24 protein-coding genes are annotated in these 26,877 nt (G+C 72.7%); 10 read left to right on the top strand and 14 right to left on the bottom strand.

Annotation, left to right across the window (positions count from 1 at the left end; all coding sequences use genetic code 11):
- Positions 1 to 85: 85 nt before the first annotated feature.
- The 3 genes from ACQPYD_RS10045 to msrB form a co-directional block, all read right to left on the bottom strand.
- Entirely contained in the window at positions 86 to 895 is an 810-nt protein-coding gene (locus tag ACQPYD_RS10045; RefSeq protein WP_344181693.1) for a CDP-alcohol phosphatidyltransferase family protein, read from the bottom strand.
- The gene (locus ACQPYD_RS10050; protein ID WP_267949187.1) at positions 882 to 1,550 is read right to left on the bottom strand and encodes a phosphatidylserine decarboxylase; all 669 of its coding nucleotides are present in this window, start codon (positions 1,548 to 1,550) and stop codon (positions 882 to 884) included. The genes ACQPYD_RS10045 and ACQPYD_RS10050 overlap by 14 nt, the downstream gene beginning before the upstream one ends.
- A gap of 266 nt (positions 1,551 to 1,816) precedes the next feature.
- A complete protein-coding gene (gene msrB / locus ACQPYD_RS10055) occupies positions 1,817 to 2,260 on the bottom strand; it encodes a peptide-methionine (R)-S-oxide reductase MsrB (RefSeq protein WP_344181691.1) in 444 nt (147 codons plus the stop codon).
- Positions 2,261 to 2,516: 256 nt separating this feature from the next.
- Here msrB and ACQPYD_RS10060 point away from each other — a divergent pair, with 256 nt between their 5' ends.
- Entirely contained in the window at positions 2,517 to 2,897 is a 381-nt protein-coding gene (locus tag ACQPYD_RS10060; protein ID WP_433702014.1) for a hypothetical protein, read from the top strand.
- 76 nt (positions 2,898 to 2,973) lie between these two features.
- Here the strand turns inward: ACQPYD_RS10060 and ACQPYD_RS10065 are convergent, their stop codons facing one another.
- From ACQPYD_RS10065 to ACQPYD_RS10105, 9 genes are all read right to left on the bottom strand, one after another.
- Positions 2,974 to 3,753: a GntR family transcriptional regulator gene (locus ACQPYD_RS10065; RefSeq protein ID WP_267949190.1), complete on the bottom strand. Its 780-nt coding sequence runs from the start codon at positions 3,751 to 3,753 to the stop codon at positions 2,974 to 2,976.
- Between the two features lie 166 nt (positions 3,754 to 3,919).
- The gene (locus tag ACQPYD_RS10070) at positions 3,920 to 4,726 is read right to left on the bottom strand and encodes a pyrimidine reductase family protein (RefSeq protein WP_433700721.1); all 807 of its coding nucleotides are present in this window, start codon (positions 4,724 to 4,726) and stop codon (positions 3,920 to 3,922) included.
- A gap of 85 nt (positions 4,727 to 4,811) precedes the next feature.
- Entirely contained in the window at positions 4,812 to 6,959 is a 2,148-nt protein-coding gene (glgX, locus tag ACQPYD_RS10075) for a glycogen debranching protein GlgX (RefSeq protein ID WP_433700722.1), read from the bottom strand.
- 342 nt (positions 6,960 to 7,301) lie between these two features.
- The gene (locus ACQPYD_RS10080) at positions 7,302 to 8,933 is read right to left on the bottom strand and encodes an acyl-CoA dehydrogenase family protein (protein ID WP_433700723.1); all 1,632 of its coding nucleotides are present in this window, start codon (positions 8,931 to 8,933) and stop codon (positions 7,302 to 7,304) included.
- 169 nt (positions 8,934 to 9,102) lie between these two features.
- The gene (locus ACQPYD_RS10085) at positions 9,103 to 9,807 is read right to left on the bottom strand and encodes a pyridoxine/pyridoxamine 5'-phosphate oxidase (RefSeq protein WP_433700724.1); all 705 of its coding nucleotides are present in this window, start codon (positions 9,805 to 9,807) and stop codon (positions 9,103 to 9,105) included.
- A 235-nt stretch (positions 9,808 to 10,042) separates the two neighbouring features.
- Complete coding sequence (locus ACQPYD_RS10090; protein WP_433700725.1) at positions 10,043 to 10,816, bottom strand: sirohydrochlorin chelatase; 774 nt, start codon at positions 10,814 to 10,816, stop codon at positions 10,043 to 10,045.
- On the bottom strand, positions 10,813 to 11,514 hold the full coding sequence (locus tag ACQPYD_RS10095; protein ID WP_433700726.1) for a phosphoadenylyl-sulfate reductase: 702 nt from the start codon (positions 11,512 to 11,514) through the stop codon (positions 10,813 to 10,815). Before ACQPYD_RS10095 ends, ACQPYD_RS10090 begins: the two co-directional genes overlap by 4 nt.
- Positions 11,511 to 11,717, bottom strand: a complete 207-nt coding sequence (locus tag ACQPYD_RS10100) for a hypothetical protein (RefSeq protein WP_267949197.1) — start codon at positions 11,715 to 11,717, stop codon at positions 11,511 to 11,513. Before ACQPYD_RS10100 ends, ACQPYD_RS10095 begins: the two co-directional genes overlap by 4 nt.
- A 99-nt stretch (positions 11,718 to 11,816) precedes the next feature.
- A complete protein-coding gene (locus ACQPYD_RS10105; RefSeq protein ID WP_433700727.1) occupies positions 11,817 to 13,514 on the bottom strand; it encodes a nitrite/sulfite reductase in 1,698 nt (565 codons plus the stop codon).
- 387 nt (positions 13,515 to 13,901) lie between these two features.
- On the opposite strand from ACQPYD_RS10105, the gene ACQPYD_RS10110 reads away from it, so the two are divergent.
- The 4 genes from ACQPYD_RS10110 (at position 13,902) to ACQPYD_RS10125 (ending at position 18,201) form a co-directional block, all read left to right on the top strand.
- Positions 13,902 to 14,912, top strand: coding sequence for a YihY/virulence factor BrkB family protein (locus tag ACQPYD_RS10110; RefSeq protein ID WP_355013774.1), 1,011 nt, complete (start codon positions 13,902 to 13,904; stop codon positions 14,910 to 14,912).
- Positions 14,913 to 15,149: 237 nt separating this feature from the next.
- Positions 15,150 to 15,545 (top strand): hypothetical protein, encoded by a 396-nt coding sequence (locus ACQPYD_RS10115; RefSeq protein ID WP_433700728.1) that lies wholly within the window; start codon positions 15,150 to 15,152, stop codon positions 15,543 to 15,545.
- 419 nt (positions 15,546 to 15,964) lie between these two features.
- Positions 15,965 to 17,431 (top strand): hypothetical protein, encoded by a 1,467-nt coding sequence (locus ACQPYD_RS10120; protein ID WP_433700729.1) that lies wholly within the window; start codon positions 15,965 to 15,967, stop codon positions 17,429 to 17,431.
- A gap of 47 nt (positions 17,432 to 17,478) precedes the next feature.
- Positions 17,479 to 18,201, top strand: a complete 723-nt coding sequence (locus ACQPYD_RS10125) for a DNA primase (protein ID WP_433700730.1) — start codon at positions 17,479 to 17,481, stop codon at positions 18,199 to 18,201.
- A 121-nt stretch (positions 18,202 to 18,322) separates the two neighbouring features.
- Here the strand turns inward: ACQPYD_RS10125 and ACQPYD_RS10130 are convergent, their stop codons facing one another.
- Positions 18,323 to 19,576, bottom strand: coding sequence for an MFS transporter (locus ACQPYD_RS10130; RefSeq protein WP_433700731.1), 1,254 nt, complete (start codon positions 19,574 to 19,576; stop codon positions 18,323 to 18,325).
- A 249-nt stretch (positions 19,577 to 19,825) separates the two neighbouring features.
- Between ACQPYD_RS10130 and ACQPYD_RS10135 the strand changes: the two genes are divergently transcribed.
- Both ACQPYD_RS10135 and ACQPYD_RS10140 read left to right on the top strand, forming a co-directional pair.
- Positions 19,826 to 20,386 carry a GNAT family N-acetyltransferase gene (locus tag ACQPYD_RS10135; RefSeq protein ID WP_433700732.1) on the top strand — a complete coding sequence of 187 codons (561 nt, stop codon included), beginning with the start codon at positions 19,826 to 19,828 and terminating at the stop codon, positions 20,384 to 20,386.
- A 133-nt stretch (positions 20,387 to 20,519) separates the two neighbouring features.
- Positions 20,520 to 21,827, top strand: coding sequence for a phosphoribosyltransferase family protein (locus tag ACQPYD_RS10140; RefSeq protein ID WP_433700733.1), 1,308 nt, complete (start codon positions 20,520 to 20,522; stop codon positions 21,825 to 21,827).
- A 150-nt stretch (positions 21,828 to 21,977) separates the two neighbouring features.
- On the opposite strand, the gene ACQPYD_RS10145 is transcribed toward ACQPYD_RS10140, so the two are convergent.
- A complete protein-coding gene (locus ACQPYD_RS10145) occupies positions 21,978 to 22,190 on the bottom strand; it encodes a WhiB family transcriptional regulator (RefSeq protein WP_014913398.1) in 213 nt (70 codons plus the stop codon).
- Between the two features lie 874 nt (positions 22,191 to 23,064).
- Between ACQPYD_RS10145 and ACQPYD_RS10150 the strand changes: the two genes are divergently transcribed.
- The 3 genes from ACQPYD_RS10150 to ACQPYD_RS10160 all read left to right on the top strand — a co-directional run bounded on the left by ACQPYD_RS10150 (position 23,065) and on the right by ACQPYD_RS10160 (position 26,810).
- A complete protein-coding gene (locus ACQPYD_RS10150) occupies positions 23,065 to 23,472 on the top strand; it encodes a YccF domain-containing protein (RefSeq protein WP_433700734.1) in 408 nt (135 codons plus the stop codon).
- A gap of 126 nt (positions 23,473 to 23,598) precedes the next feature.
- The gene (locus tag ACQPYD_RS10155) at positions 23,599 to 24,927 is read left to right on the top strand and encodes an AI-2E family transporter (protein ID WP_433700735.1); all 1,329 of its coding nucleotides are present in this window, start codon (positions 23,599 to 23,601) and stop codon (positions 24,925 to 24,927) included.
- Between the two features lie 284 nt (positions 24,928 to 25,211).
- The gene (locus tag ACQPYD_RS10160) at positions 25,212 to 26,810 is read left to right on the top strand and encodes an ABC-F family ATP-binding cassette domain-containing protein (protein WP_433700736.1); all 1,599 of its coding nucleotides are present in this window, start codon (positions 25,212 to 25,214) and stop codon (positions 26,808 to 26,810) included.
- Positions 26,811 to 26,877: the final 67 nt, after the last annotated feature.

The raw sequence follows: 26,877 nt of genomic DNA on the forward strand, positions 1-26,877 counted from the left end.
GGGGAGCCGGGGCGGCCCGGGAACGCGGAGCGCCCCGGGCGGAGGTCCTCGCCTCCGCCCGGGGCGCTCCCCGTGCGTCCCCGCCTCAGCCCCGGGCGGAGGCGGACCTCCGCGTGGCCAGCACGTAGAAGGGGATCGTCACGATGAAGCCCAGCACGAGCGCGCTCATCAGGTAGATGAGCGACTGCCCGGCGGGGAGCCCCATGCCCCAGGCGGCCATGAGGGCCACGCCGAAGCCGAGCACGCCCAGGACCGCGTAGGCCTTGCGGCCGCGGGGCTTGGGGTACTCCATGCGGCTCACCATCAGCCAGGAGATGAGCAGCACCGCCGCGACCCCCGCGAGCAGGGGCGGGTCGAGCAGCACCACCGTCACGACCGCCATCGCGCCGAACGGGCAGGGCAGCCCGGTGAAGTAGTCCGCGCCCGGGGCCTGGCAGGAGAACCGGGCCAGCCGCACGATCACCGCGAGCAGCACCGCGCCGCCCGCGGCCACCGGCAGCAGGCCGGCGTCCCCGGCCTGCATGGCCCACACGACGAAGAAGAACGCCGGGGCGAACCCGAAGCTGATCACGTCGGCGAGGTTGTCCAGCTCGGCGCCCATGCCGCTGCCGCCCAGCTTGCGGGCGACCCGGCCGTCGAGCACGTCAAGGGCGGCCGCGACCATCATCAGGCCCACGACCGTGGCCATCGCGGTGCGCGGCAGCGGGCCGACCGCCCCGGCGGCGGCGTGGGCGGTCTGCGCCACGACCAGCGCCCACACGGCGAGGAAGCCGCACAGGGCGTTGCCCAGGGTCAGGTAGTCGGCCACGCCGAGACGCAGCAGGGGGGCCGCCTCGACGGCGCCCGCGGGCCGTTCGGCCGCGGCCACGCCCTCCGCGCTCTCAGTCGGCGTCAAGACGGGTTTCTCCGGAGCGGACCTTCTGGCCGATCTCCACCGCCGGGGCGACCCCGGCCGGAAGGTAGACGTCGACCCGGGACCCGAACCGGATGAGACCGATCCTCTCGCCTTGTTCGACCTTCTGCCCCGCAGCGAGATACGGGACGATACGCCTGACCATCGCGCCGGCGATTTGAACGACCGTGATCTCACCGATCTCGGTTTCAAGGGTCCAGATGACGCGCTCATTACGCTCGCTGTCCTTGTCGAATGCGGGGCGGAAACCCCCGGGGCGGTGCTCGACACCGGTCACCACACCGGCGAGGGGTGCACGGTTGACGTGCACGTTGAGGGGGTTCATGAACACCGCGACCCGGATCCGCCCGTCGGGCTGGAGGTCGAGGCTCTGTACGACGCCGTCGGCCGCGGACAGCACCCGCCCGGTCGCGGGCCCCCGTTCGGGGTCGCGGAAGAACCAGGTCATCCCAGCCGCGAGGGCGACCACCGGGACGGCGAGCGCGGTGCGGGCCCGGGAGCCCCGTGCCGCCAGCACGGCGGCCCCGGCGGCTCCGAGAGCGGGGAGCAGCCAGGGGCCCGACCCCTGGGCCATGCCGAACCGGGGGCGTGCCGGGGGGCGGTGGGTGACTGATGAGGAAGGTGAGTCGTCGGTCATCGAGCGCTTTCGTCGCGGGTCGGTCGGGTCGCCCGCACATCGGTTGCCGCTGTGAGGGGTCGGCCCGGTGGCTGAGGGCCGGCTGGTGCGCGGAGGACCCGGCGTGGTCCGGGCCTTCGCGCCGCGCCTGGCGGGCAGCCGAGGGGGCCGACCGTTGACGCGCTGGATGCGATTATCCCCGATCCCGTCGCGGGCGGGTCGCGGGCGCACGGTGATACGCGCGCCGACCGCCCCGGACCACGCGTCCGGGGCGGGACCGGGGAGGTCTAGTCGGCCGGTTCGAGGGTGAGCGCGACGGAGTTGATGCAGTACCGGGCGTCGGTCGGGGTGGCGTAGCCCTCGCCGTGGAAGACGTGGCCGAGGTGGGAGTCACAGGTGGCGCACCGCACCTCGGTCCGCACCGCGCCCAGGGACCGGTCCTCGTGCAGGGTGACGGCGTCGGAGTCGGCCGGGTCGAAGAAGCTGGGCCAGCCGCAGTGGGAGTCGAACTTCTCGTCGGAGCGGAAGAGCTCCGCCCCGCAGCCACGGCAGCGGTAGACGCCGCTGGTCCTCGTGTCGACGTAGGCGCCGCTCCAGGGGCGCTCGGTGGCGGCCTGCCGGAGGACGGCGTACTCCTGGGCGTTGAGCCGGTCGCGCCATTCCTGGTCGCTCTGGGGAAGACGTTCGGTCCCGTCGCCGGTGTGCGGGGCCTGGTCCGATGAGTCAGCCATGTGACGACGCTACCCCGAATCGTGTCCTGATGCTGCCACGGCGCCCCCTGTCGGACGGACCGGTACATAGAGCCTTTGGTGCCGGTAAATCATCCTTCATGGCTATATCCGCCTAACTTCACCTCTGGCGACGTTCAGTGGACCGGGCGACGGGTACGGCAACCGACGAGGTCGGTGGTCGTACGGTGCGTGTGAGGCGGGTGACATGGCGGTTGCGACGCGACAGGCACTCGGAGTGAGCAGACGGCCGCTGCGTGTGGGCAGGATTCGATACGGGCTGTGGTGGCTGGACCGGACCACCTCGGGGGCACGGGGGCGGGCCCGGGTGCTCGCCGGGGGCGCGGCCGCCGCGGGCCGCGAGCTGGCGTGGGCCGCGGAGCTGAGCCTCCGCGCCACGACCAGGCGGGCCGAACTGGCCAGGCCCGAGCCCTGGAGCGACCGCAAGCTCCTGGTCTCCGCCACGGTGCTCGCGGTGTGCGCGCTCGCCGTGGCGACCGTCCTGGGGGCCGGCATGGCCCGGTGGGTGATGACCGAGTCGAACGCCCTGCTCTTCGCAGCCGCCGGGGCGCCTGCGGTGGGACTCGTGTTCCTGTCGCTGGCGTACCTGGTGTTCGCCTCCAAGAGGGGCTGTCGCTGAGCCGGGCTCGGGGGAGGGGCGCCGGGAACGGCGCCCCTCCCGCCGTGTCCGGGCCGGTGCGCGGGCGGGGCGGCGGTCAGGCGTCGAAGTCGTACTGGAGCACGTACGCCGAGCCGTCCATCGTGATCTCGTTGAACTCCACGGGGCGGTGCTCGGAGGTGAGCGCGGTGCGCGCCACCTCCAGCACCGGTGTCCCGGGCGCCAGCCTCAGCTCCTGGCTCTCCTCCGGGGTGGGCATGCGCACCCGGATCTCCTCGGTGAAGTGGGCCGGCGCCTGCCCGAGCTCGGCCAGCCGCGCGTAGATCCCCCCGGGGCCGCTGTCGTGCTCACGGACGCGCCTGGCCGCGGCGGAGTCCACCAGGACCGTCAGGGGCAGGTACGAGACCGCGCGCTGGACCGGCCTCCCCTCCACGAGGTAGCGGCGCGATCGCCGGAGCACCCCGCCCCCCTCGGTCAGCCCCAGGGCGCGGGCCACGTGCCCGTCCGCGACGGTCTCGTCCACGCACAGCCCGTCGACCTCGTAGCCCCGTTCCTCGCCGTCGGTCTGCCAGATCGCCCGGCCCTGGCCCCACAGCTCCTTGGACAGGCGGCGCGCGCCGTGTCTTCGCACCGGCCGGAACAGGCGGACGTAGATGCCCGAGCCGCGTACGGCCACGGCCAGGCCCTCGTTGATCAGCACGGAGAGCGCCTGCCGGGCCGTCGCCCGGGCGACTCCGTGACGCTCCATGAGGGTGTTCTCCCCGGGAAGGCGGTCGCCGTCGGCGTACCGCCCGGAGCGGATCTGTCCGCGTAGTTCCTCGGCTATCTCCCGGTAGACCGGAGGGGACCCGTTTTCGGACGTCGGCACTACGTTCATCCTCTCGGCCGGGGGCCAAGCCGGTAAGCCCCGTCAATGCGGTGTGTCCCGTGGCGGTGATTCCAGTGGAGGGCACACATCGGGTATGTCCGATTGCGGGATGGTTCATGCGTCGTTGTGGGGCGGCCGAAACCGAGCGGTTACAGCCGCGTCCCCGCGAGACGCCCTAGCCCCTGACGTAACGCGCGAACAGGTTCCCCTCCGCCTCCAGCAGGTGCGCGATGCGCACGGGTGTGCTCTGCCGCGACCACGCCTCCGGCGCTCCGGGGGCTCCGGGGCCTCCCGCCACGATGCGGGGCGGCCCCGACCCCAGCAGGTGCGGGCTCAGGGTCAGGCAGAGCTCGTCCAGGAGCCCGGCGGCCACGAACTCGCCCAGCAGGTGCGGTCCCCCCTCCGTCAGGATCCGGCGCATCCCGCGCGCGGCCAGCTCCCCGACCACGTGCGCCGGCGTCACCGACGCCCCGTCCACCACCACGACGTCGGCGTACCGGGCCACCCGCCGCCGCCGCTCCTCCGGTGCCCCCCGGGTCGTGAGGACCAGCGTGCGGGCGTCCTCGGGGGCCTCCGTCAGCAGCTCCTCCGGGAGGTCGAGCGAGCGGGAGACGACCGCCACGGCGGGGGTCCGGGCGCGTCCGGCGCGCAGCCCCTCCCACGCCTTCCTGGCCCGGACCGGGCCGTACCCCTCCGTGCGCGCCGTGCCCGCTCCGACCAGCACCACGTCGCACAGGCCGCGCAGCACCCCCATCAGCCTGCGGTCGGGGGCGGAGGACAGGTCGCGGCTGCGGCCCGAGGGCCCCACCGCGCCGCCGTCCGCGCTCGCCACCATGTTGGCGCGAACCCAGGGGCGGTCCAGGTCGGACGGATAGGCGTACGCGAGGGCCGGGTCGACGTCCGCGGCGCCCGGTGAGGGCAGCAGTTCGCGGAACGTGACGGGAGCGGAGGCGCCGACGCCTCCGGCGTGTTCGGTCGACATGGTCACTCAGCGTAGGGGGTGCGGGGACGGGCCGCCCGGGGAGGGCCGGGGCCGAACCCGGCCCCGGCCCTCCCCGGGCCCCGGGTCAGGAGTTCCTGTGCGACACGCGGCGCAGCAGGAGCAGTGCCCGGTCGATCACCCGGACCGGCCCGGAGGCGGCCACGAACGGCCTCCCGGACACATCCGGCTCGGCCGTGTCCAGGACGGTCTCCCACGCCGTCCCGTACTCGGTCCCCGGGACGGTGAAGTCCACCGCGTCCGCGCCGCTGTTGAGCAGGAGCAGGAAGGAGCTGTCCCGGATGCGCCGCCCGCGCGGATCGGGCTCGGTGATGGCGTCCCCGTTGAGGAACACCCCCAGCGCCTGGCCGGCCGAGTCCCAGTCGTCACCGGACATCGGCCTGCCGTCCGGCCGCAGCCACGCGATGTCGGTCAGGCCGCCCTCCCCGGCAGCGGCCTCCTCCACCGGGCCGCCGCGGAAGAAGCGGCGCCGCCGGAAGACCGGGTGGTCGCGCCGCAGGCGCGCCAGCCCGCGCACGTAGTCCAGCAGGTCGTTGTCGGGCTCCTCGTCCTCCCCCAGCCCGGCGCCCTTCCAGTCGATCCAGGCGATCTCGTTGTCCTGGCAGTAGGCGTTGTTGTTGCCGCCCTGGGTGCGGCCCACCTCGTCACCGTGGGAGAGCATCACCACCCCCTGCGACATGTACAGGGTGGTGAGGAAGTTGCGCACCTGGCGGCGGCGCAGCGTGATGATCGCCGGGTCCCCGGTCTCCCCCTCCACCCCGTGGTTCCAGGAGCGGTTGTCGTCGGTGCCGTCGCGGTTGCCCTCGCCGTTGGCCTCGTTGTGCTTGTGGTCGTACGAGACCAGGTCGGCGAGCGTGAAGCCGTCGTGGCAGGTGATGAAGTTGATCGAGGCCACCGGGCGGCGGCCGTCGTCCTGGTAGAGGTCGCTCGACCCGGCCAGGCGCGAGGCGAGCTCGCCCATCACGGGCTCGCCCCTCCAGTAGTCGCGGACGGTGTCGCGGTACTTGCCGTTCCACTCGGTCCACAGCGGCGGGAAGTTGCCGACCTGGTATCCGCCCGGGCCCACGTCCCAGGGTTCGGCGATCAGTTTGACCTGCGAGATCACCGGGTCCTGCTGGACGATGTCGAAGAACGTGCTCAGCCGGTCGACGTCGTGGAACTCCCGGGCCAGGGCCGAGGCGAGGTCGAACCGGAACCCGTCCACGTGCATCTCCAGGACCCAGTAGCGCAGCGAGTCCATGATGAGCTGCAGCGAGTGCGGGTGGCGGACGTTCAGGCTGTTGCCGCACCCGGTGTAGTCGAGGTAGTAGCGCTGGTCCTCGTCGCTCACCCGGTAGTAGCTGAGGTTGTCGATGCCGCGCAGGGACAGCGTGGGGCCCATGTGGTCGCCCTCGGCGGTGTGGTTGTACACCACGTCGAGCAGGACCTCGATGCCCGCCTCGTGCAGGGACTTCACCATCGCCTTGAACTCCTGGACCTGCTGGCCGCGTGAGCCGCGGGCGGCGTACCCGCTGTGCGGGGCCAGGAAGGAGAGGGTGTTGTACCCCCAGTAGTTGGTCAGCCCGCGCGCCACCATGGCGTGCTCGGGCACGAAGTGGTGGACGGGCATGAGTTCGACCGCCGTCACCCCCAGCGAGGTGAGGTAGTCGATCACCACCGGGTGCGCCAGTCCCGAGTAGGTGCCCCTCTGGTGCTCGGGGATGCCCGGGTGGCGCATCGTCAGGCCGCGCACGTGCGCCTCGTAGATCACCGTCCGGTGGTACGGGGTACGCGGGCGGGACTCGTTGCCCCAGTCGAAGAACGGGCTCACCACCACGCACTTGGGCACGTAGGGGGCGCTGTCGTCGGTGTTCTTGCGGTCGGGGTCGGCGAAGCGGTAGCTGAACAGCGACTCGTGCCAGGTGAGATCGCCGTTCAGGGCTTTCGCATAGGGATCGGTGAGCAGTTTGTCAGGATTGCACCGCAAACCGTGTTCCGGGGCGTAGGGTCCGTGCACCCGGTACCCGTACTGTTGTCCCGGTCCGATTCCGGGCAGGTACCCGTGCCAGACGAATCCGTCGTATTCGGTCAGCGGTACGCGCGTCTCCTCGCCGTCGTCGTCGAACAGACACAGGTCCACCCGTTCGGCGGCTTCGGAGAACAGGGAGAAATTGGTGCCGGACCCGTCGTAGGTCGCACCGAGCGGATAGGAACTACCTGGCCAGACTTCCACCATAGGATCTGTCGGTCTCTTGGTGTCAGGGCCTTCGGGGCCGGACGGGACGGCGCGAATCCGTTCCGTTCGGAAGGGTGGTCGTCCGTCGCGCCCCTGCCCGAAAGCGGGCGGACGTGTTTCGTGACGACTTCTTCCTTCCGTCGCGACGGGCGAAGTATGCCGACCCCGGGCGATGATCGTCGAGAGGGTGTCCCTCTTCGTGTCCTTTGCGGGAATTGTCATCACCGGCTCGGCGGGCTGCCCCGGAATTCCCCGTGCTGCGGCCGCCGCACGGAGAGGGGCGGCGGGACCGGCCGGCCCGGCGTGCGCGTCCGGCCCGCACGGCTGCGGGCCGGACGCGGTTCAGCTGCGCGGCCGGGCCCGGTCCAGGATCAGCTCGGTGTCCGTCCCCCGGGGCAGGGTGCCGAACACGTGCCCCCACTCGCCGCCCAGACGCGACGCGGTGAACGCCTCCGCGACCGGGGTCGGCGCGTACCGCAGCAGCAGCGACGCCTGGAGGGTCAGGGCCATCAGCTCCACCACGGACCGGGCACGGTACTGGACCTCCTCCTGGTCGCCCAGGGACTGCTCCAGGCGCTTGACGGCCGCGTCGTAGTGGTCGTCCACACCGGCGGCGGTGCCCAGCTCCGCGAAGAACGCCTCCACCGACTCCGGGCTGCGGCCCATCGCGCGCAGTACGTCCAGCGCCGCCACGTTGCCCGAACCCTCCCAGATCGAGTTGAGCGGCGAGTCGCGGAACAGGCGGGGCATCCCCGACTCCTCCACGTACCCGTTGCCGCCCAGGCACTCCAGGGCCTCCGCGGCATGGGCGGGCTGGCGCTTGGTCACCCAGAACTTGCCCACCGCCACCCCCAGGCGCCGGAACGCCGACTCCGATCCGTCGCCGCGCACCGAGCGGTCCACCGCCCCGGCCAGGCGCGTCATGAGGGCCGTCGCCGCCTCGGACTCCAGCGCCAGGTCGGCGAGCACGTTGCGCATCAGGGGCTGGTCGACCAGCGCCGCGCCGAACGCCCGGCGGTGCTCGGCGTGGTGCAGCGCCTGCACGACCGCGGCGCGCATGCCCGAGGCCGAGCCGATCACGCAGTCCAGCCGCGTGCTGTTGACCATCTCGATGATGGTGGGCACGCCCCGGCCGGGTTCGCCGACCAGGTGGGCGACGGCCCCGTCGTACTCCAGCTCGGCCGAGGCGTTGGACCTGTTGCCCAGCTTGTCCTTGAGCCGCTGGACGGACAGCCCGTTGCGGCTGCCGTCCTCCAGCACCCGGGGCACGAGGAAGCAGGTGAGCCCCTCCGGGGCCTGCGCGAGGGTGAGGAAGAAGTCGCTCATCGGCGCCGACGTGAACCACTTGTGCCCGGTGAGCAGGTAGTGCCCCCCGGAGGAGGGCACCGCGCGCGTGGTGTTGGCGCGCACGTCCGAGCCGCCCTGCTTCTCCGTCATGGACATGCCCGCGAGCAGCCCGTGCTTGGTGTGCGGGGCCCGCAGCCCGAAGTCGTACGTACGGGCCGTGAGCAGCGGCTCGTACCGCCGCGCCAGCTCCGGGGCGTGGCGCAGCGCCGGCACCGCCGCGTAGGTCATCGAGACGGGGCAGCCGTGACCGCTCTCCGCCTGGGACCACAGGAAGAACTTGGCCGCGCGGGCCACGTGCGCGCCCGCCCGGTCCTCCGCCCACGGGGCGGCGTGCATGCCGTGCTCGACCGCCTGGTCCATCAGCACGTGGTAGGCGGGCTGGTAGTCGACCTCGTCCACGCGGTGGCCGTAGCGGTCGTGCGTGCGCAGCACCGGGGGATAGGAGTTGGCGGACTCGCCCCAGGCGCGCACCCGCTCCGACCCGGCGGCGTCGCCGACCGCGCGCACGTCGGCCTCGGCCCACTCGGCGCCCTCGCGCCGCAGGCCTTCGAGGAGGGCGGGGTCCTCCCCGGCGCTGTAGTCGCCGAGCGGTGCGGCCTGGTTGAACACCTCGTGTGTCGGGGGCATCGACCTACCGTCCTTCTGGCTCGGTGTTCGGAGGGTTCCGGAATCCTACCCGTGTCCGGGACGCCGAACGGAACAGGATTCGGTAACGCTGTGGACACACGTTTCCCCCGTCCCCTGCCTGATCAGACCGGGCGCGGCGGGCCGCGGGGCGTGGGAGCCCTCCCATGCGTCAGGGCCAGAGCAGACCGCGTTCCCAGGACCCGTCCGGCCCCGTACGGGAGTAGTGCAGGCGCGTGTGGCGCCGGTCCGGGTCGGCCTGCCAGAACTCGACCTCGGCGGGGGAGACCACGTACAGGCCCCAGTCCGCGGGGGCCAGCCCCGGCTCGCGCTCCAGGAGCTCCCGACCCCGGTCCGCGGCCCTGTCCACCTCGGCGGGATCGGCCAGGGGCCGGCTCTGCCTGCCGTGCAGACCGGCCACCCGCGACTCCAGGGGACGTGCGAGGAAGTCGGCCGCGCACTGCTCCGGGGAGGCGAGCTCCACGGAGCCCCGCACCCGCACCTGGCGCCCCTGCTGCCCCCAGTGGAAGAGCAGCGCCGCGGCGGGGTTCGCGGCCAGCTCCCGCCCCTTGCGTGAGGTGGTCGTGGTGGCGAACCACCATCCCCGCTGCGTGAAGTCCTTCATGATCACCACCCGCGCCGACGGGGCGCCCGCCTGGTCCGCGGTGGCCACCGTCATCGCGTGCGGTTCGGGCACCCCGTCCCGCAGCGCCGCGGTGAACCACTCCAGGAACAGCTCCGCCGGGTCGTCGGGCGCCGCGGCGGGGTCGAACCCCGGCAGCGGGCCCGCGAACACCGGGAGCCCCCTCAGCAGGTCCCTGATGCCGTCCTCCGCCGGAGCCCCCTGCGGCTCCGGCGCGCTCTGGTCCCCGGGCACGGCCACCTCCACGGCTCGTACGGCCGGCGGCGTCCGGCCGGAGCGCCGCCGGTCCTGATTCTTCTCGCCCGCGCCGCCCGGCACAAGGGACGCCCCCCGCCTGTGGACGACCGTGTCGGGGGGCGTCCGCGCCGGTCAGGGGGCGGGGCGGCCGGGAGCGGCGACAGGCCGGAGGACGCCGGACCGGGTCGGGGCCGGCGGGGGCGGGCCCGGGGCCGGGCCCGCCCGCCGCCTCTCAGGCGCGGACCACCGCGCGCCGGGCCGCGACCGCGGAGTCGTACCGGTCCAGGACCACCCGGGCCAGCTCCGGCACGTCGCCCAGGGCCTCGGAGACCACGGAGGCCCCCGCGGACAGCGACTGCGAGCGGACGCGGTCGGCGAAGAAGCCCGGGGCCAGCAGGTAGGTGGCCACCGCGACCCGCCGCGCCCCCCGGCCGAGCAGGGCGGCGACCGCCTCGCCCGGCGAGGGGCGGGCCGCCGAGGCGAAGGCCGCCACCACCTCGCGCCACGGCCCGCGCTCCGCCAGCCGCTCCGCCAGGGCCCCCACGGTCGCGTTGGCCTCCGGGTCGGAGGACCCCGCCGAGGCCAGCACCAGCGCCGTCCCCGGCCCGGCGCCCGCCCCCGCCTCGCCCAGGCGCCGCTCCACGGCGTCCAGCAGCAGGGGGTGCGGCCCCAGCGTCTCGGCGTAGTGCACCCGCAGCCACGGGCTGCGCCCGCGCGCGGCGGCGAGCGCCCTCGGCAGGTCCACCTTGCTGTGGTAGGCCGCGGTCAGCAGCACCGGCAGGACCACGGCCTCGCCCGCGCCACCCGAGGCCAGCTCGCCGAGGGCCTCGTCCGGACCCGGCGCCACGTGGTCCAGGTAGGCCGCCCGCACGTCCAGCCCCGGGCGCAGCGCCCGCACCCGGTCCAGGACCGCGGCGACCGTCTCGGCCGACCGCGGGTCCCTACTGCCGTGCGCCACCGCCAGCAGGGGCGCCGACGGGCGCCACCCCGGCGTCCCGGCGCTCATACGTGGATCCCGCACTCGGTCTTGCCCGTCCCGGCCCAGCGGCCGCTGCGCGGGTCCTCCCCCGGCTCCACGCGCCGCGTGCACGGCTCGCAGCCGATCGAGGGGTAGCCGTCGTACTGGAGGGGGTTCACCATCACCCCGTTCTCGGCCATGTAGGAGTCGACCTCCTCCTGGGTCCAGCGGGCGATCGGGTTCACCTTGGTCATCCGGCGCCTCTTGTCCCACTGCACGACAGGGGTGTCGCGGCGGGTCACCGAGTCCTCGCGGCGCAGGCCGGTCAACCACGCGGCGTAGGGCGCCAGCGCCCGCTGGAGGGGCTCCACCTTGCGCAGGTGGCAGCAGATGCCGGGGTCGCGGCCGTGCAGGCGCGGCCCCAGGGCCAGGTCCTGCTCGGCCACCGTGCGGACGGGTTCGACGTTGATCAGGTTGATGTCGTACACGGAGGAGACGGCGTCGCGGGTGCCCAGGGTCTCGGGGAAGTGGTACCCGGTGTCCAGGAAGATCACGTCGATGCCGGGCGCGGCCTTCGAGGCCAGGTCGACCATGAGCGCGTCGGCCATGGACGAGGTCATGCAGAGCTGGTCCCCGAAGGTCTCCGCGGCCCAGGCGATGATCTCCTGGGCGGAGGCCTCCTCCAGCTCGCGCGCGGCATGCACGGCGAGCTCGGGGCCGCCCGCGGCGGTGATGGTGGAGTTCATGAGTTCCCTTCCGTCGGTCTGGAGGGGGCGTCCGCGCCGGAGAACGACGCGGAGCGCAACCCGACGTACTTGACGCGGAACACGCGGGCGCAGGACAGGCAGGCCCAGGGGTAGCCCTCGCCCTTGACGGCGGCTCCCTCCTCCGGAACCAGGTCCTCGTCACCGCAGTAGGGGCAGTAGTGGGGCGCGGCCCTCTCGGACATGGCGCACCTCTTCCTTCGTCGTGTTCCACGGGTCCTGCTCGGGCACGGCCGGGGCGGCCCGCGGGGCGGTGGCCCGCCCCGGCCGGGCCGCTCCGGTCGCTACTTCAGGTCGGCGTCGTCCGCCCGGCCGACCCAGGACGCGAAGGACTCGCCGTCCTTCTTCTGGTCCTGGAACCGGCGCAGCACACGCTCGACGTAGTCGGGCAGGTCGTCGGCGGTGGTCTTGAGACCGCGGATCTTCTTGCCGAAGGACCGGGTCATGCCCATGCCGCCGCCCAGGTGGATCTGGTAGCCCTCCACCTGCTCGCCGTCGGCGTTCATCACCAGCTGGCCCTTGAGGCCGATGTCGGCCACCTGGATGCGGGCGCACGAGTTGGGGCAGCCGTTGAGGTTGATGGTCAGGGGCTCGCCGAAGTCCGGCAGCCGCTTCTCGAGCTCGTCGATCAGGGTCGAGGCGCGGGCCTTGGTCTCCACGATCGCGAGCTTGCAGAACTCGATGCCGGTGCACGCCATCGTCTGGCGCCGGAACACGCTCGGCTCGACCTGGAGGTCCTCCGCGCCCAGGGCGGCGCGGACGGAGTCGATCCGCTCCTCCTCGACGTCCAGGATCACCAGCTTCTGGTCGGCGGTCGTGCGGATGCGGTCCGAACCGTGCTCCTCGGCGATCTCGGCGATGCGCAGCAGGGAGGTGCCGGAGACCCGGCCCACCCTGGGCGCGAAACCGACGTAGAACCGCCCGTCGTTCTGGCGGTGCACGCCCACGTGGTCGCGCTCCAGCCCGGGGTCCAGCTCCGGCGCGGGGCCGTCCGGGAGCGCGTACCCCAGGTACTCCTCCTCCAGCACCTGGCGGAACTTCTCCGCGCCCCAGTCCTTGATGAGGAACTTGATCCGGGCGCGGGTGCGCAGGCGCCGGTAGCCGTAGTCGCGGAAGATCGAGCAGACGCCCGCCCACACCTCGCTGACCTGGTCGGGGCGGACGAACGCCCCGAGGCGCTGGGCGAACATCGGGTTGGTGGACAGGCCGCCGCCGACGAAGAGGTCGTAGCCGGCCTCGCCCGCCCCGTCGCGCACGCCCACGAACGCGATGTCGTTGATCTCGTGGTTGACGCAGTGGGAGCTGCACCCCGACAGCGAGGTCTTGAACTTGCGGGGCAGGTTGGAGTACAGCGGGCTGCCGATGTGCTCGTCGTAGATCTGGCGGATCTGCGGAGTGGGGTCGATGACCTCGTGCTCGGCGACGCCCGCCAGCGGACAGCCCATGATCACCCGGGGGGTGTCGCCGCAGGCCTCCGTGGTGGACAGGCCGACCGACTCCAGCTTCTCCCAGATCGCGGGCACGTCCTCGACCCGGATCCAGTGGAACTGGACGTTCTGGCGGTCGGTGATGTCGGCGGTGTCCCTGCCGTGGTCGCGGGAGATCTCGCCGATGGCGCGCAACTGCGCCGCGGAGAGCTGGCCGCCGTCGATCCGCACGCGCAGCATGAAGTAGCTGTCGTCCAGCTCCTCCGGCTCCAGGACGGCGGTCTTGCCGCCGTCGATGCCCGGCGCCCGCTGCGTGTACAGCCCGAACCAGCGGAAACGCCCCCGCAGGTCGGCCGGGTCGATCGAGTCGAACCCGCGCTTGGAGTAGATGTTGATGATCCGATCGCGGACGTTGAGCCCGTCGTCGTTCTTCTTGTTCTCCTCGTTCTTGTTCAGCGGCTCGCGGTAGCCGAGGGCCCACTGGCCCTCGCCACGGCGGCGTCGCGGCGTGGCCGCGGTCGCTGTCCTGCCGGGCTGCGCGGAAGAGGGAGGCATCGCGGGTGTCTCCGATGGGGTCGCGGGGTGCTCACAGTCCCGGCGCCCGCACCGCTGGCCCGTGGGCGCCGCACGTCGTCGTGTCGGGCGTCACGGGTGGTATCCGCGTGTGGGGAAGCGAAGAAGAGGGAGAGCGCCGGGGCCGCGCGCACCCCTGGGGTGCGTCAAAAGGCGGCGAGATTAACCGACGCTGCAACAGATGGCACTGCGGACCCGAAGAAAGTCCACGTGGCGGCGCACGCAGAGCATGGGGTCCAGGGCAGCGATCATGCAATGAGAATGTCACGGGCTTCCGGACTTTGTCCAGACGCGCCGAAAGGCCCCCGACGTGAGTCACGTCACTCACCGCGTCGCCCGGTGGGGCCTGTGCCCGCTAACGTTCTCCACGTGGTGGGACTCTGGGAGGCGCTGTGGCACGCCGTCGACGCGTGGCTGAGACGGCACCCCCGCGCGCACGGCGGAATGCTGCTCGTCCTGCGCACCGTGCGGGCGTTCGCCCGGGACCGGGTGGTCGGCCTCGCGGCCGAGTCGGCGTTCTTCACCCTCATCTCGCTGCCCGCGCTGCTGCTGTGCCTGCTGGGGGCGCTGGGGCCGCTGGCCGCCGTGCTGGGCGACGACATCGTGGAGGAGATCCGGGTCTGGATCCTGGACCTGGCCGCGCGTGTGCTCACCCCGGGCACGGTGGACAGCGTCGTCAGGCCGCTCGTCGACGACTTCCTCGGCGGCGCCCAGGGCGGGCTCCTCTCGGTGACGTTCGCGGTGTCGCTGTGGTCGGGGTCGCGGGCGATGAACGTCTTCATCCGCTCCATCACCATCTCCTACGGGCTGGACGAGCTGCGGGGCTGGATACGCCAGAGGGTCCTCGCTTTCGTCGCCTACCTCGGGGGGCTGCTGTTCGCGGTCCTGGTGCTGCCGGTCCTGGTGGCCGGGCCCGACATCGTGCACGCGCTCCTGCCCATCACCGTGGGGCGCCTCAACCTCCTCTACTGGCCGACCGTGGTGCTGCTCGCCATCGCGGCGGTCACGCTGCTGTACGCGCTGAGCGTGCCGGTGCGCACCCCGCTGTGGCGCCACCTGCCCGGCGCGCTGCTGGCCACGCTGGTGCTGATCGGCGGGTCGGCCGCGCTGCGCGCCTACCTGGACGCCTCCCTGGGCCAGGTGAGCATCTACGGTTCGCTGGCGGCGCCGATCGCCATCCTGGCCTGGCTGTACGTGATGGCCGTCGCCGTCCTGGTCGGGTCCTCGTTCAACTCCGAGATCGACGCCATGTGGCCGACCGTCCGCACCGCCGCGGCCAGGGCCGAGCTCGCGAACCGCCGGTTCGAACGGGCGGACCGCCTCGTCCAGCGGCGTGAGCAGGCGGTCATCGACACGATCGCGGAGGGCAACGGCCGCTGAGGCCCGCCGACTCGCCGAAGGTCGCTCCGCCCCGGTACCGTCGCGGAGACCGTCCGGGAGGAGGGCCGCGGTCCCGCGGCCCCGGGTCCGGACGCCGCACCACGAGAGGTCACCCCCATGACCGTCCCCCCGCCCCCCGCCCCCCGCCGGCCCCCGGCCCCGTATCGCGTCGCCCGTGCGGGAGACACGGCGTCTCCACGGCACACCCGGGACGAAGTCCTGTGTGCCAGGTCGGCGATGAGCACGATCAGCGGTCGGGACGAACCGGGTGTCATCGTCCTCGTCGGTGTCCGGAATCCGCGCCTGATTCCTCAGGGATGGGCCGCGGTGGTCGTGCACCGTCCGGGCGGCCGCTACCGGGACTCCCTGCGGAGCTACGAGGTTCACCTGGACGGATTCCTGGTCGGTGTGGTGAGGCCGGGGCGGCATTTGGTCGTCCATACGGCTCCCGGGCCGCACCGGCTCCAGGGGCGGATCGACTGGTGCTCCAGTCCGGTCGTCGCCGTGAACGCGGAGGAAGGGCGTTCGGCGCACTTCACCATGGAGCCGAACAGGGGGTTCGGCGAGCTCGTGGCCGCCATCCTGTGGTCGCACAGTACGTATCTGAGACTGGCGCCCGTCTTCGCGCCGTGACCACGCCAGCCGTGGTCGGCCGGGGGCCGTGCGCGCTCCGGGGCGGACCGAACCACGGGGCCCTGGCCGGATCCGGCCATTTTCGGTGTGAACCTCACGACGGGTCGGAGGGTCCACAACAGGGGCGGGACAGCGCGGGAAGTCCGGTCCGCATCCCGTGCCGGGGTGGTCCTGCAGGTCGGGGGAGGGGCAACGGAAACACTGTCGGAAGTTTCGCAGCGGATACCGAGTCCACCGGCCCATGGCCGGAATAGGTCCGGAGGACGACCATCAGTATCATCTCCAGCAGCATCGACTACGCGTGTGCCGGCACCACCGCTTGGTGACCACCCAGGCCGCGACCTACCGTCACCGCTGACCGAGGTCTCCCGTAACCCGTACACGAACAGGTCCACGTTTCCCATGCCTTCGGAGGCACCATGAGCCGGGCGTCCCGACCGGGGCAGTCCCGGCCCACCGCCGTCATCGTCATCGCGCCCGACGAACACAGCGCCGAGATCGTCATCGAGGGGCAGCGCCAGGTCGTCACCGGCCGCGCCCCGAAGGAGACCCGGCGCGCGGCCCTGGACGTCGCCACCGGCTATGCCGCCAGAATCGGGCAGCCGGTCCTGGTCGACGCCCGTGACGCCAACGGTGTCTGGCGCCTGGTCGCCACGCCCGACGGCGTGGTCCAGGCCGCCGAGCCTCCCGCGCCCGTCGCCGCCCCGGTCCCGCCCCCGCCCGCGGCCCCCACGGCTCCCACGCCTTCCCCGAACCCGGCCCGTCCCGCCGGCTCCGGGCGCAGGCGCGGCCTGGTCATCGCCGGGGCCGCGGCCCTGGCCCTCGTCCTGCTCGTGGGCGCGGGCGTGGTCGTGATGCGCTTCCTCCCGAGTGGCGGCGCCGACCCCGCGGAGCAGGCGACCGACGACGTCACCCTCAACCACCCCGCGCCGCCCCACTTCTCCGAGACCGTCGACTTCAGCGAGGCGCTCGCCACGGGGAGCCAGCCCGCGGTCAGCCGCGACGGCGAGCTCCTCGCCTACGTCGACCCCGAGGACCGGCTCAACCTGTTCGACGCCGACGGCTCACGCCTCTGGGCGGCCGACCTGCCGATGGGCTCCGGCGAACTCCTGGGCTCGCCCAGGTTCGTGGAGTACGGGGGCGGGCCCGCGATCGTGGCGGAGACGGCGGGAACCCTCTGGTTCTGGCCCGCGGACGGCGGGGAGCCCGTCGACATCCCGATCCCGGAGAACGCCTCCGCGCAGTACGTGGGCAGTTCGGTGCTCGTGCGCAGCGAGGAGGAGGCCTACGTCCCGGTCGCGGACGCGCTGGAGCCCGTGGAGGTCCCCGGGAGCGCCGCCCCGATGCTGGCCGAGGGGGAGAACGTCCTCGCCGCCGTCCTCAGCGGGCCCTGGACGTGGGTCTCCCCGGACGGCGACCCGGTCGAGGTCAACGCCGAGCGCCCGGACGAGGCCGGTGAGATGGAGTCGGTCGTCACCGCCCTGCGCGACTACGTCATCGTGCGCTGGGAGCCCCGCGAGGGCGACGAGACGATCCTGGCCTTCCACGACAGCGAGGACGGCGGCGTGATCGGTACCGCTGCCGTCGACCCCGCCCTCCTGGAGGACGTCCGCCACCGCTCCGGCCCCGTCGGGACCGACGTGGTCGCCTACGGGCCCATGGTCCTGGACCCGGCGACCGGCGAGTCCGCGGTGGTCCCCGGTTTCATCCCCGAGATCGCGGTCGGCGCACGGGTCTTCGGCCGGCTCGACGGCGCACTCGTCGCCGTCGACGCCTCCGGAGAGCCGTCCGAGGCCCCCGAAGGCTCGGTCCAGCCCAACGGCCTGCTCGGTGAGCGGGCCGTGGTGGTCCACGACGACCACCTCTATGCCATCCCCCCTGAGTAGATCTCTCCCCCTGAGCAGATCACTCGCAGAGAAGAGAAAGGAGTGGGATGTCCCCCAAGAAGCGCGTTCTGACCGTGACTGCGGCCGGTCTGTTCATGGCCGGTTTCTCCGTCAGCCCGGCGTTCGCCGTGACCGGTGACGAGACCACCCCCGACGTCGCCCCCGCGGTGACCGAGGCGACGGCCGAGTCCCCTGTCCTCCCCGTCCTCGACGAGGTCGTCCTGGACGACGCGCCGATCACCCTGCCGGACCTGTTCCCGGCCGACGAGTGGACCCCTCCGGGCGGTGACGACGGAGAGACCCCTCCGGGCGGTGACGACGGAGAGACCCCTCCGGGTGACGGCGACGACGGCGGCGAGGACCCCGGAGACGGTGAGACGCCCGGACCCGACCCGGATCCGGACCCGGACCCCGACCCGGATCCTGACCCGGACCCCGACCCGGATCCTGACCCGGACCCCGACCCCGACCCCGATCCGGACCCGGACCCCGACCCGGATCCTGACCCCGATCCGGGCCCGGACCCGGACCCGGGCGAGGGCACCGACCCCGGTGACGACGACGGCGACGAGAGCCAGGCCCCCGGCGGCACCACCCCCGGTGGTACCACCACGCCCGAGGCCCCGGCCCCCGTCAACAGCGGCGCCGACGAGACCCTCGCCCAGACCGGCGTCGACATGCAGGGCTTCGTGCTCGGTGGCGCCGTCGTGACGGGCATCGGCGTTCTGGCCCTCTGGGCCGGCGCGCGGCGCCCGTCCCCGGTCGCCTAGCGGTACCCGCGTCCCACGGTCCCGACCGTGGACGCACCAGGGCCCCCGGTCGTGTCCCACGACCGGGGGCCCTGCCCGTCTGCCGGGGCGGGGGCGCTCCCCGCCCCGGCACACGGCTCGCTCACACGCGCGGACGCAGCGCCGCCGCCAGCAGGAACGCGGTGACGCCCGCTCCGGAGATCACCCACAGGGCCGCCCCCAGGCTGAACGAGTCGGCCAGGAGGCCGATCAGGGGCGGGAACCCGAGGAACCCCGCGCGTCCCAGCCAGCCGACGACGGTCACGCCGTCGCCGGTGCGCACCCCCGGCACGTTCCCGGCCGCCGCCAGGGTGAGCGGGAACAGCGTGGCCACGCCCAGGCCCATCACGCCGAAACCGATCACGGTGGTCACGGGGTGGGGGAGGAGCAGGGCGAACGCGATCCCTCCACCCGCCAGCAGCCCGCTGGCGCGTCCCACCGCCACCGCGCCGAACCGGTCGGTCACCCGGTCGCCCGCGAGCCTTCCCAGCGTCATCATCGCCTGGCAGGCCACGAACGGCAGGGCGGCGAGGAACAGCGACGCGTCCAGCTCCGAGGTCATGTACACCGCGCCCCAGGACGCGGCCGAGTCCTCGATGCCCCCGGCGAACATCAGCAGCACGCCGAGCCCGACCAGGAGGACCAGCGCTCGGCCGGGGACGCGCAGACGGCGCCCGTCCTCGCCGCTGGTCCCGTCCTCGCGCTCACTGCTGTCCGGTCCGGGCAGCAGCATCTGGCTCACCACGAGGTTCACCACCAGCAGCACGGCGGACACGGCGCCGAGGTGCCACAGGAGCGGCACCCCGAGTCCGGCCATCGCCGCGCCCAGCAGCCCTCCCGCGACCGCCGCCAGGCTCCACACCGCGTGGAACGTGTTGATGATGCTGCGCCGGTAGCGCCGCTGGACGCGCAGCCCGTGCGAGTTCTGCGCGGAGTCGGTCCAGGCGTCCGCGCTGCCCAGGACGAAGAGCGCGGCCGCCAGCATCCACCAGTTCTGCGCCAGGGCGATGAATGGAAGCGCTCCCAGTGAGACCAGGCTGGTCCCGACGGCCGCCCGGCCGCTGCCGAACCAGTGGATCAGCGGCCCCGCCAGCATGCCGGTGAGGATCGCCCCGGTGGGCATGGCCGCGATCGCCAGGCCCAGCTCGGCGTTGCTCAGCTCCAGACGGTCCTTGATCACCGGCAGCCACGGCACCGCGTTGGTATAGGTGAATCCGTTGACGAAGAAGAGGGTGGAGACCGCGACCCGGGCCCGGCGGGCCTCCGGGGGCGGTGCTGCGGTCTTCTCGGCGGACGTGCTCAAGGCGGCTCCCACGTGGACGGTTCCGTGCGCGCAGATGCTATCCAGTCCGCTCATGGGACGACAGACGTTTTCGGTCACCGCGTCGGCCGGGCTTGCCATAGGACGCGGACCCGATTTACATAGGGGGTCCGCTCCGTATCCGAGAGGCTTCCGACCCGGACCGCTCGGCCGTCCCCGAGACCCGGGGCCCTGACCCGGCCCGCCCCGAGGCCCGCTCCCGCGCGGGGCCCCCAGCCTGCTGTCCGCCGTCTCCCCCACGCCGGGAACCGCCACACGCGGGCCCGGACGGAACCGGAAGATCCCATGATCAACACGAGCGCGCTGCGAGAAAAACCCACTCTCACCGGGGAACGCGTCCATCTGGTGCCCCTGGGGCCGGAGCACACCGACGCCTACTTCACCGCAGGTCTCGACGAGGAGGTCCGCAGACTCACCGGCACCCACCGCCACCTCACCTACGCGGAGGCCGGGGAGTGGTGTGCGACCCGCGCGGGCAGCACCGACCGGCTGGACCTGGCCATCCTCGCGCCCGGGGACGGGCGCTACCTGGGAGAGCTGTCCGTCTACGCCGTGGCCGCGGAGAACGAGAGCGCCGGCTACCGCATCGCCCTGTCCGCCATCGAGTTCACCGGCCAGGGCCTGGGACGGGAGGCCACGCAGCTCGTCCTGGAGTACGCCTTCGAGCGCATCGGCCTGCACCGGGTGTGGCTCCACGTCTACGCCTTCAACATGCGTGCCATCGCCGTCTACCGCTCCTGCGGCTTCTCCGTCGAGGGGCGTATGCGCGACTCGCTGCTCTGGGAGGGGCGCCGCCACGACGAGCTGCTGATGGGGGTGCTCAGGAGCGGGTTCCGGCGGACCTGAGCCATACGGTTTTTGCCCGGTGCCGGGGTTGGGACCGCGGGGTCGGGGGGTATGCCGGTAGCACTTTCCAGCGGCTCATCCACACAGCCGAGAGGAGCGGTGCCGGGGCCCCGGTCCCGGCGCCGGTGAGGACATGAACCCGGTTCCCGTTTCACTGCCCTTCGCCGACCGGTCCGAGGCGGGGCGCCGCCTCGCAGAGCGGGTGCGCCCCCTCGTGGTCGACGATCCCCTCGTCCTGGCCCTGCCGCGCGGCGGGGTCCCGGTCGGGGCGGAGCTCGCCCGGCGGCTCGACGCCGACTTCGACGTTCTCATGGTCCGCAAGATCGGGCTGCCCGGCCGGCCGGAGACGGGGGTGGGGGCCATCGCCGAGAACGGGCAGGTGTTCTTCGACGACCGCGCCCTGGCGCGGATGCGGGTACCCCGCCAGGCCCTCTCCGAGACCGTCGCGGTCGAGCGCGACGAACTCGACCGCCGGCGCCGGGTCTACCGGGGCGAGCGCGAGGCGCCGCGCATCGCCGGACGCGACTGCGTGGTCGTGGACGACGGGGTCGCGACGGGCGGCACCGCCCGCGCCGCGCTGCGGATGGTGCGCCGCGCCGGACCGTCCCGGCTGATCCTGGCCGTGCCGGTCGCGGCGCCCGAGGCGGTCGAGGCGCTGCGGGAGGACGTCGACGAGATGGTCGTGCTCGGAGCGCCGGACAACTTCCACTCGGTGGGCGAGTGGTACCGCGACTTCGGCCAGCTCTCCGACGGGAACGTCACCGCGATCCTCGACGAGCACGGCCGCGTCCGTCCCCCGGGCGAGGAGGCCCGCGGCGTGCGGGTGCGCGCCGGCCGGGTCCACCTCGACGGCGATCTCACCGTGCCCGCCGCCCTGCGCGGCGCGGTGGTCCTGGCCGCGGGGGAGGGGAGGTCCGACCCGCGCCGGAGGGTGGTCTCCTCGGCCCTGCAGCGGGCCGGGTACGCGACCCTGGTCCTGGACCTGCTGACCGCGGAGGAGCAGGCGTCGGGTCCGGCGGACGCCGACGCCGGTGAGCTGGGCGAGCGGCTGGGCGCGGCCGTCGGCTGGCTCCGCAGCGCGACCGACGCGGCGGACCGGCCCCTGGGCGTGCTGGGGTCGGGGAGCGCGGCGCCGGCGGCGCTGGTCACCGCGGCGGAGCACCCCCGGGAGGTGGCCGCCGTGGTGGTGCACGGCGGGCGGATCGACCTGGCCGAGCCGCGCCTGTCCGACGTGCGGGCCCCGGTCCTGGTCCTGCTGGAGAGCGGGGACTCCTTCGTCCGCGAACTGGGGGAGTGGGCCCGGGGCCGGATGGGCGGGGCGACCGACCTGCGGGTCGTGCCGGGCGTCGAGCAGCTGCTCCCCGGCGCGCAGGAGTGGAGACAGGTCGCGGTGGAGGCCCTGGACTGGTTCGACCGCCACCTCGGGGGCCGGGAGGGGTGACCCGGCCGCGGGTCCGTCCCGCGGACCGCGTCCCCGCCGGGCACGAGAAAACCCGCGGCGCCCTCGACGTTGCTCGTCGGGGCGCCGCGGGTTGATCGGGGGCCGGGGCCACCGGGGGAGATCCGCTGTGCCGTGGTCCGTGGACCTCGGTCAGGCAGCGTTGGCGCGGCGCATACGGCGACGGCGCTCGGAGGCGCGCTCGTCCTCGTTCAGACCGCCCCAGGTACCGTACTTCTCCGGACGCGAGATCGCGTAGTCCAGGCAGTCGGTTCGCACAGGGCAGGCCGCACAGATCTCCTTGGCCTTGCGCTCCCTGATCTCCCGCTCCGGCTGGCGTTCGCCGTCCGGGCCGAAGAAGAGCACAAGGTCCTCGCCCCGGCACGCGGCGGCATCCTGCCACCCCCAGCTCGGGCGGGGGCGCAGCGCGGCCTGCCGACGTACCTGAGACATGCTTGAACCACCTCTACTGAAATCACTAGTAAGCTGTCGGAAAAAGCTTCAGTCACCAAAAGATTGGTCATGCGGCGTGAGCCACCCCGCACGACGCAAACGCCGGACGGTGCAGACGATGTTCCCCGGTGTGGCTGAGACCACGAGAAGCACAGACCACGCGGCAGGATGTGCTGCTGACGGAGTGCTCTCACGCGAACGGCTGCGGAGGCGGTGACGGCCTCCGTCCGAGCCGGTACGTAATCATGCCATCCCCACTCCCGATCCTGCACGGGGGGTGGGGAAATTACTCGCCCAACCGTTACCGAAACCTGATGTCTACTGACCGGTCTTCGGTCGTTTGTCCGAGTTTGTCGTAAATCACAAGATCTACGGTCTTAAGCAGGACACAGCACATCGTATGGTGCGATGTCCCTCCTGCCTAGGGGGTTCTCCTGATGCGCCGATCACATTGTGGTCTGCTTGGAGCTCCGAGATATGGCGTGACCGTATGTCCTCACGCTGCGTCGCGCCCGCCGGAGGGCGCCACGCCCGCCGACGGCCCCCGGTGAACCGGGTCGACCCCTTCCCCGGCCCTCCCCGTCCCCGCGCGACGCGCCGTCCCGCACCCGTTCCGGGAGGCCCCGCGGCCCCGTCCCCCGCCCCTAGGGGAAGGACCGGGGGAACCGCCCGGAACGGCTCGTGGTGCGGCGGCGTCCCAGACGATAGAAAGCAACGGGTGCGGGGACTCTTCCCCCAGGAGGTCGCGCACCCGCGACCGGGACCCGATCGAAGGAGACGAAACACCGTGGCCCTCTTGCGGCTCATCCTGAACGTCATCTGGCTCTTCGTCGCCGGCTTCTGGCTGGCCGTCGGCTACGTGATCGCCGGAGTCATCTGCTGCATCCTGATCGTCACCATCCCGTTCGGGATCGCCTCCTTCCGCATGGCCAGCTACGCGATCTGGCCCTTCGGCCGCGAACTGGTCCGCAGGCCGGGATCGGGCGGCGGCAGCACCTTCCTCAACGTCATCTGGCTGATCGTCGCGGGCTGGTGGCTGACGCTCGGCCATATCGCCACCGCGATCGGCCTCGCCGTCACTATCATCGGGATCCCGATGGCATGGGCCTCGCTGAAGATGATCCCCGTGGCGCTCGCGCCGTTCGGCAACGAGATCGTGCACAGTGGCCGTCCCAGGGAACCCTGGCAGTTCTGACGCCGTTGAGTTCCCGACGGACACGGGAGAACCAGGACCCTCGTCCGCGCATCCCCCCGGTACCACCCCCGCGTGTCCGTCGCCTCCCGTGCGGGCACCACGCAGCACCCCGAGAATGGAGTTCATGTGCAAGCCCAACGGCCGGGAGTGTGGGCGCTCCTGAACAAATGGCTCACCGCCCGCAGGGCGCGAGCCGAGCGCCTCGCCCAGTTGGAGGCCCAGAAGGAGCACTCCGAGCCCGAACCCCGGTCCCCGGACCAGGGACCGGCCGAACAGGACGACGTGGGCGCGGGGGACATCCTGAAGTCGGTCAGCGACGTCGCCTGGCGCTTCCTCCTCATCGGCGTCGTGGCCGGGCTGCTCCTCTACGGGCTCGTCTACCTGTCGGTCGTCACCCTGCCGATGATCCTCGCGGTGTTCATCACCGCACTGCTCATGCCGCTCGCCAACCTGCTGCGCCGCAAGGGCCTGGGCCGGGGCTCGTCGACGACGATCTCGATCCTCGTCGGGCTCATCGTCTTCGGCGGCGTCATCTCGATGATCGTCACGCCCGCCGTGCAGGGGTTCGGCCCCCTGGTCGACAGCGTCACCAGCGCGGTCAGCGAGCTCCAGGACCTCCAGGTGCCCTTCGGGCTCGACCCGGCGCTGTTCACCGACATGATCGACGACGCCTGGGTGCAGATCCAGGCCATGATCAGCGAGAACCAGGACCAGCTGCTCAGCGGCGCCTGGACCGCGGGCGCGGCCGTCATCTCGGTGCTCGTCGGCATCGTCCTGATCATCGCCCTGACCGTGTACTTCGTGCACTCGGGCGACCGGCTCATGGACTGGTTCCTCACCCTGTTCCCGCCGCGGTCCCGTCCGGGCCTGCGCCACGCGGGGGACGTCGCCTACGGCGTCATGGGACGGTACGTGCGCGGTGTGGCCGCGGTCGGCTTCTTCGACGCCGTCGGCATCGGCATCGCCCTGGTCTTCCTGATCGACATCAACCTGGCCATCCCGCTGATCGTGCTGACCTTCGTCGGCGCCTTCCTGCCGATCATCGGCGCCTTCCTGACCGGGCTGCTCGCCGCGCTGGTCGCGTTCGTCACCGAGGGCTGGATCGTCGCGCTCGTCGTCGTCGGCGCCGTGATCCTCGTGCAGCAGCTGGAGAGCAACGTCTTCGCGCCGCGCATCTACGGGGCCTCGCTCGACCTGCCCTCGCCCGTCGTGCTGATCGCGATCTCCGTCGGCGCCGTGGTCGGGGGCGTCCCCGGCATGTTCCTGGCCACGCCGGTGGCCGCGGTCCTGGCGGCCCTGCTGCGCAACCGCCCGCCGAGCAAGCACGGGGACTCCGACAAGGAGTCCCCGGAGGACCCCGGGGGGGAGCCCTCCGTCGCGGCGGCGGTCGTGGTGGCCAGGGCCCCCAAGGACAAGAAGCCCGAGGGCGCCCACCCCGCTCCCGAGGAGGAGTAGGGCACCGGAGGAGCGGCGGGGCGCGCACAGGGGTGACCGGCGCCGCCCGGCCGCGGGGAATGCGGCGCGCCCCCGCACCCGTTGACCGGGTGGCGGGGGCGCGGCCGTGTCCGGGGGCCTCCCGGAAAACGGATCGCCGCACCCCCCGCCCGTGCCGTTAGGCTGGGTCGGTCGGCCCGAAGGCCACCACCCCCCACCCACGCGGAGGAGCCGCCGCTCCCGTGCACCGCGGGTGCGCGTCCGGCCGTACCGAACCGTCCCACCACCTCGTAGGAAGCCCCACCATGCTGATCGCCACCGACCTCGAACTGCGTGTCGGTCCTCGACTCCTGTTGGAGCCGACCACCTTCCGCGTCGCCGCCGGGGACCGGATCGGACTGGTCGGCCGCAACGGTGCGGGCAAGACGACCATGACCAAGGTGCTGGCGGGCGAGGGCCTGCCCACCGGCGGCACGGTCACCTCCTCCGGCACCATCGGCTACCTGCCGCAGGACCCCCGCACCGGAGACCCCGACGTCATCGCCCGCGACCGCGTGCTGTCCGCGCGCGGGATCGACGAGGCCCTGCGCGGTATGCGCGAGGCCGAGAAGAAGATGGCCAGCACCGACACCAAGACCCGGAACAAGGGCGTGCGCGCCTACTCCCGGTGGGAGGAGCGCCTGCACGTGCTGGGCGGGTACGCCGCCGAGTCCGAGGCCGCCGCCATCGCCTCCAGCCTGGGCCTGCCCGACAAGGTGCTCTCCCAGCCCCTGCACACCCTCTCCGGCGGTCAGCGCCGCCGCATCGAGCTGGCGCGCATCCTGTTCAGCGGCGCGGACACGCTGCTGCTGGACGAGCCCACCAACCACCTGGACGCCGACTCCGTCGTCTGGCTGCGCGACTTCCTCAGGTCGCACCAGGGCGGGCTCATCGTGATCAGCCACGACGTGGAACTGGTCGAGCACGTGGTGAACAAGGTGTTCTACCTCGACGCCAACCGCAGCGTCATCGACATCTACAACATGGGCTGGAAGCTGTACCTGGAGCAGCGCGAGGCCGACGAGCGGCGGCGTAGGCGCGAGCTGGCCAACGCCGAGAAGCAGGCCGACACCCTGCGCAAGCAGGCGGACAAGTTCCGGGCCAAGGCCTCCAAGGCGCGCGCCGCGCAGCAGATGCTCAACCGGGCCGACCGGCTCCTCGACGGCGTGCAGGGCGTCCGCAAGTCCGACAAGGTCGCCAAGCTGCGCTTCCCCGACCCGGCTCCCAGCGGCCGCACGCCGCTGATGGCGGAGGGGCTGTCCAAGTCCTACGGCTCGCTGGAGATCTTCACCGGCGTGGACCTGGCGATCGACCGGGGCAGCCGCGTGGTGATCCTGGGGCTCAACGGCGCCGGCAAGACCACGCTGCTGCGGCTGCTCGGCGGCGTCGAGGAGCCCGACCGCGGGGCCGTGGTCCCGGGGCACGGGCTCAAGCTCGGCTACTACGCCCAGGAGCACGAGACCCTGGACGTGGGCCGCAGCGTGCTGGAGAACATGATGAGCGCGGCCCCGGAGCTCCCGGAGGTGGAGGCGCGCCGCACGCTGGGATCGTTCCTGTTCACCGGTGACGACGTCGACAAGCCGGCGGGCGTGCTCTCCGGAGGCGAGAAGACCAGGCTGGCCCTGGCCACGCTGGTCGTCTCCAGCGCCAACGTGCTGCTGCTCGACGAGCCCACCAACAACCTGGACCCGGCCAGCCGCGAGGAGATCCTGGCGGCCCTGCGCAACTACAAGGGCGCGATCGTGCTGGTGACACACGACGAGGGCGCGGTCGACGCCCTCCAGCCCGAGCGCGTCATCCTGCTGCCCGACGGCGTCGAGGACGTGTGGAACGCCGATTTCGAGGACCTGATCTCGCTGGCGTGAGCCGGGGGCCGTGAGGGCCCCGGTGACGGAGGTGGACGCCCAGCATGCTGGGAGGTTCACCTCCGTC

Source organism: Nocardiopsis sp. CA-288880, assembly GCF_050955985.1.
Classification (GTDB): domain Bacteria; phylum Actinomycetota; class Actinomycetes; order Streptosporangiales; family Streptosporangiaceae; genus Nocardiopsis; species Nocardiopsis tropica.

Excerpts from the sequence above, each read along its gene's own strand:
- ACQPYD_RS10100 (WP_267949197.1), bottom strand. The coding sequence starts at position 11,717 with ATGTCCGAGAGGGCCGCGCCCCACTACTGCCCCTACTGCGGTGACGAG.
- ACQPYD_RS10095 (WP_433700726.1), bottom strand. The coding sequence starts at position 11,514 with ATGAACTCCACCATCACCGCCGCGGGCGGCCCCGAGCTCGCCGTGCAT.
- msrB (WP_344181691.1), bottom strand. The coding sequence starts at position 2,260 with ATGGCTGACTCATCGGACCAGGCCCCGCACACCGGCGACGGGACCGAA.
- ACQPYD_RS10140 (WP_433700733.1), top strand. The coding sequence starts at position 20,520 with ATGAACCCGGTTCCCGTTTCACTGCCCTTCGCCGACCGGTCCGAGGCG.
- ACQPYD_RS10130 (WP_433700731.1), bottom strand. The coding sequence starts at position 19,576 with ATGAGCGGACTGGATAGCATCTGCGCGCACGGAACCGTCCACGTGGGA.
- ACQPYD_RS10120 (WP_433700729.1), top strand. The coding sequence starts at position 15,965 with ATGAGCCGGGCGTCCCGACCGGGGCAGTCCCGGCCCACCGCCGTCATC.
- ACQPYD_RS10080 (WP_433700723.1), bottom strand. The coding sequence starts at position 8,933 with ATGCCCCCGACACACGAGGTGTTCAACCAGGCCGCACCGCTCGGCGAC.
- ACQPYD_RS10070 (WP_433700721.1), bottom strand. The coding sequence starts at position 4,726 with ATGTCGACCGAACACGCCGGAGGCGTCGGCGCCTCCGCTCCCGTCACG.
- ACQPYD_RS10135 (WP_433700732.1), top strand. The coding sequence starts at position 19,826 with ATGATCAACACGAGCGCGCTGCGAGAAAAACCCACTCTCACCGGGGAA.
- ACQPYD_RS10090 (WP_433700725.1), bottom strand. The coding sequence starts at position 10,816 with ATGAGCGCCGGGACGCCGGGGTGGCGCCCGTCGGCGCCCCTGCTGGCG.
- ACQPYD_RS10160 (WP_433700736.1), top strand. The coding sequence starts at position 25,212 with ATGCTGATCGCCACCGACCTCGAACTGCGTGTCGGTCCTCGACTCCTG.
- ACQPYD_RS10065 (WP_267949190.1), bottom strand. The coding sequence starts at position 3,753 with ATGAACGTAGTGCCGACGTCCGAAAACGGGTCCCCTCCGGTCTACCGG.
- ACQPYD_RS10115 (WP_433700728.1), top strand. The coding sequence starts at position 15,150 with ATGAGCACGATCAGCGGTCGGGACGAACCGGGTGTCATCGTCCTCGTC.
- ACQPYD_RS10050 (WP_267949187.1), bottom strand. The coding sequence starts at position 1,550 with ATGACCGACGACTCACCTTCCTCATCAGTCACCCACCGCCCCCCGGCA.
- ACQPYD_RS10125 (WP_433700730.1), top strand. The coding sequence starts at position 17,479 with ATGTCCCCCAAGAAGCGCGTTCTGACCGTGACTGCGGCCGGTCTGTTC.
- ACQPYD_RS10105 (WP_433700727.1), bottom strand. The coding sequence starts at position 13,514 with ATGCCTCCCTCTTCCGCGCAGCCCGGCAGGACAGCGACCGCGGCCACG.
- glgX (WP_433700722.1), bottom strand. The coding sequence starts at position 6,959 with ATGGTGGAAGTCTGGCCAGGTAGTTCCTATCCGCTCGGTGCGACCTAC.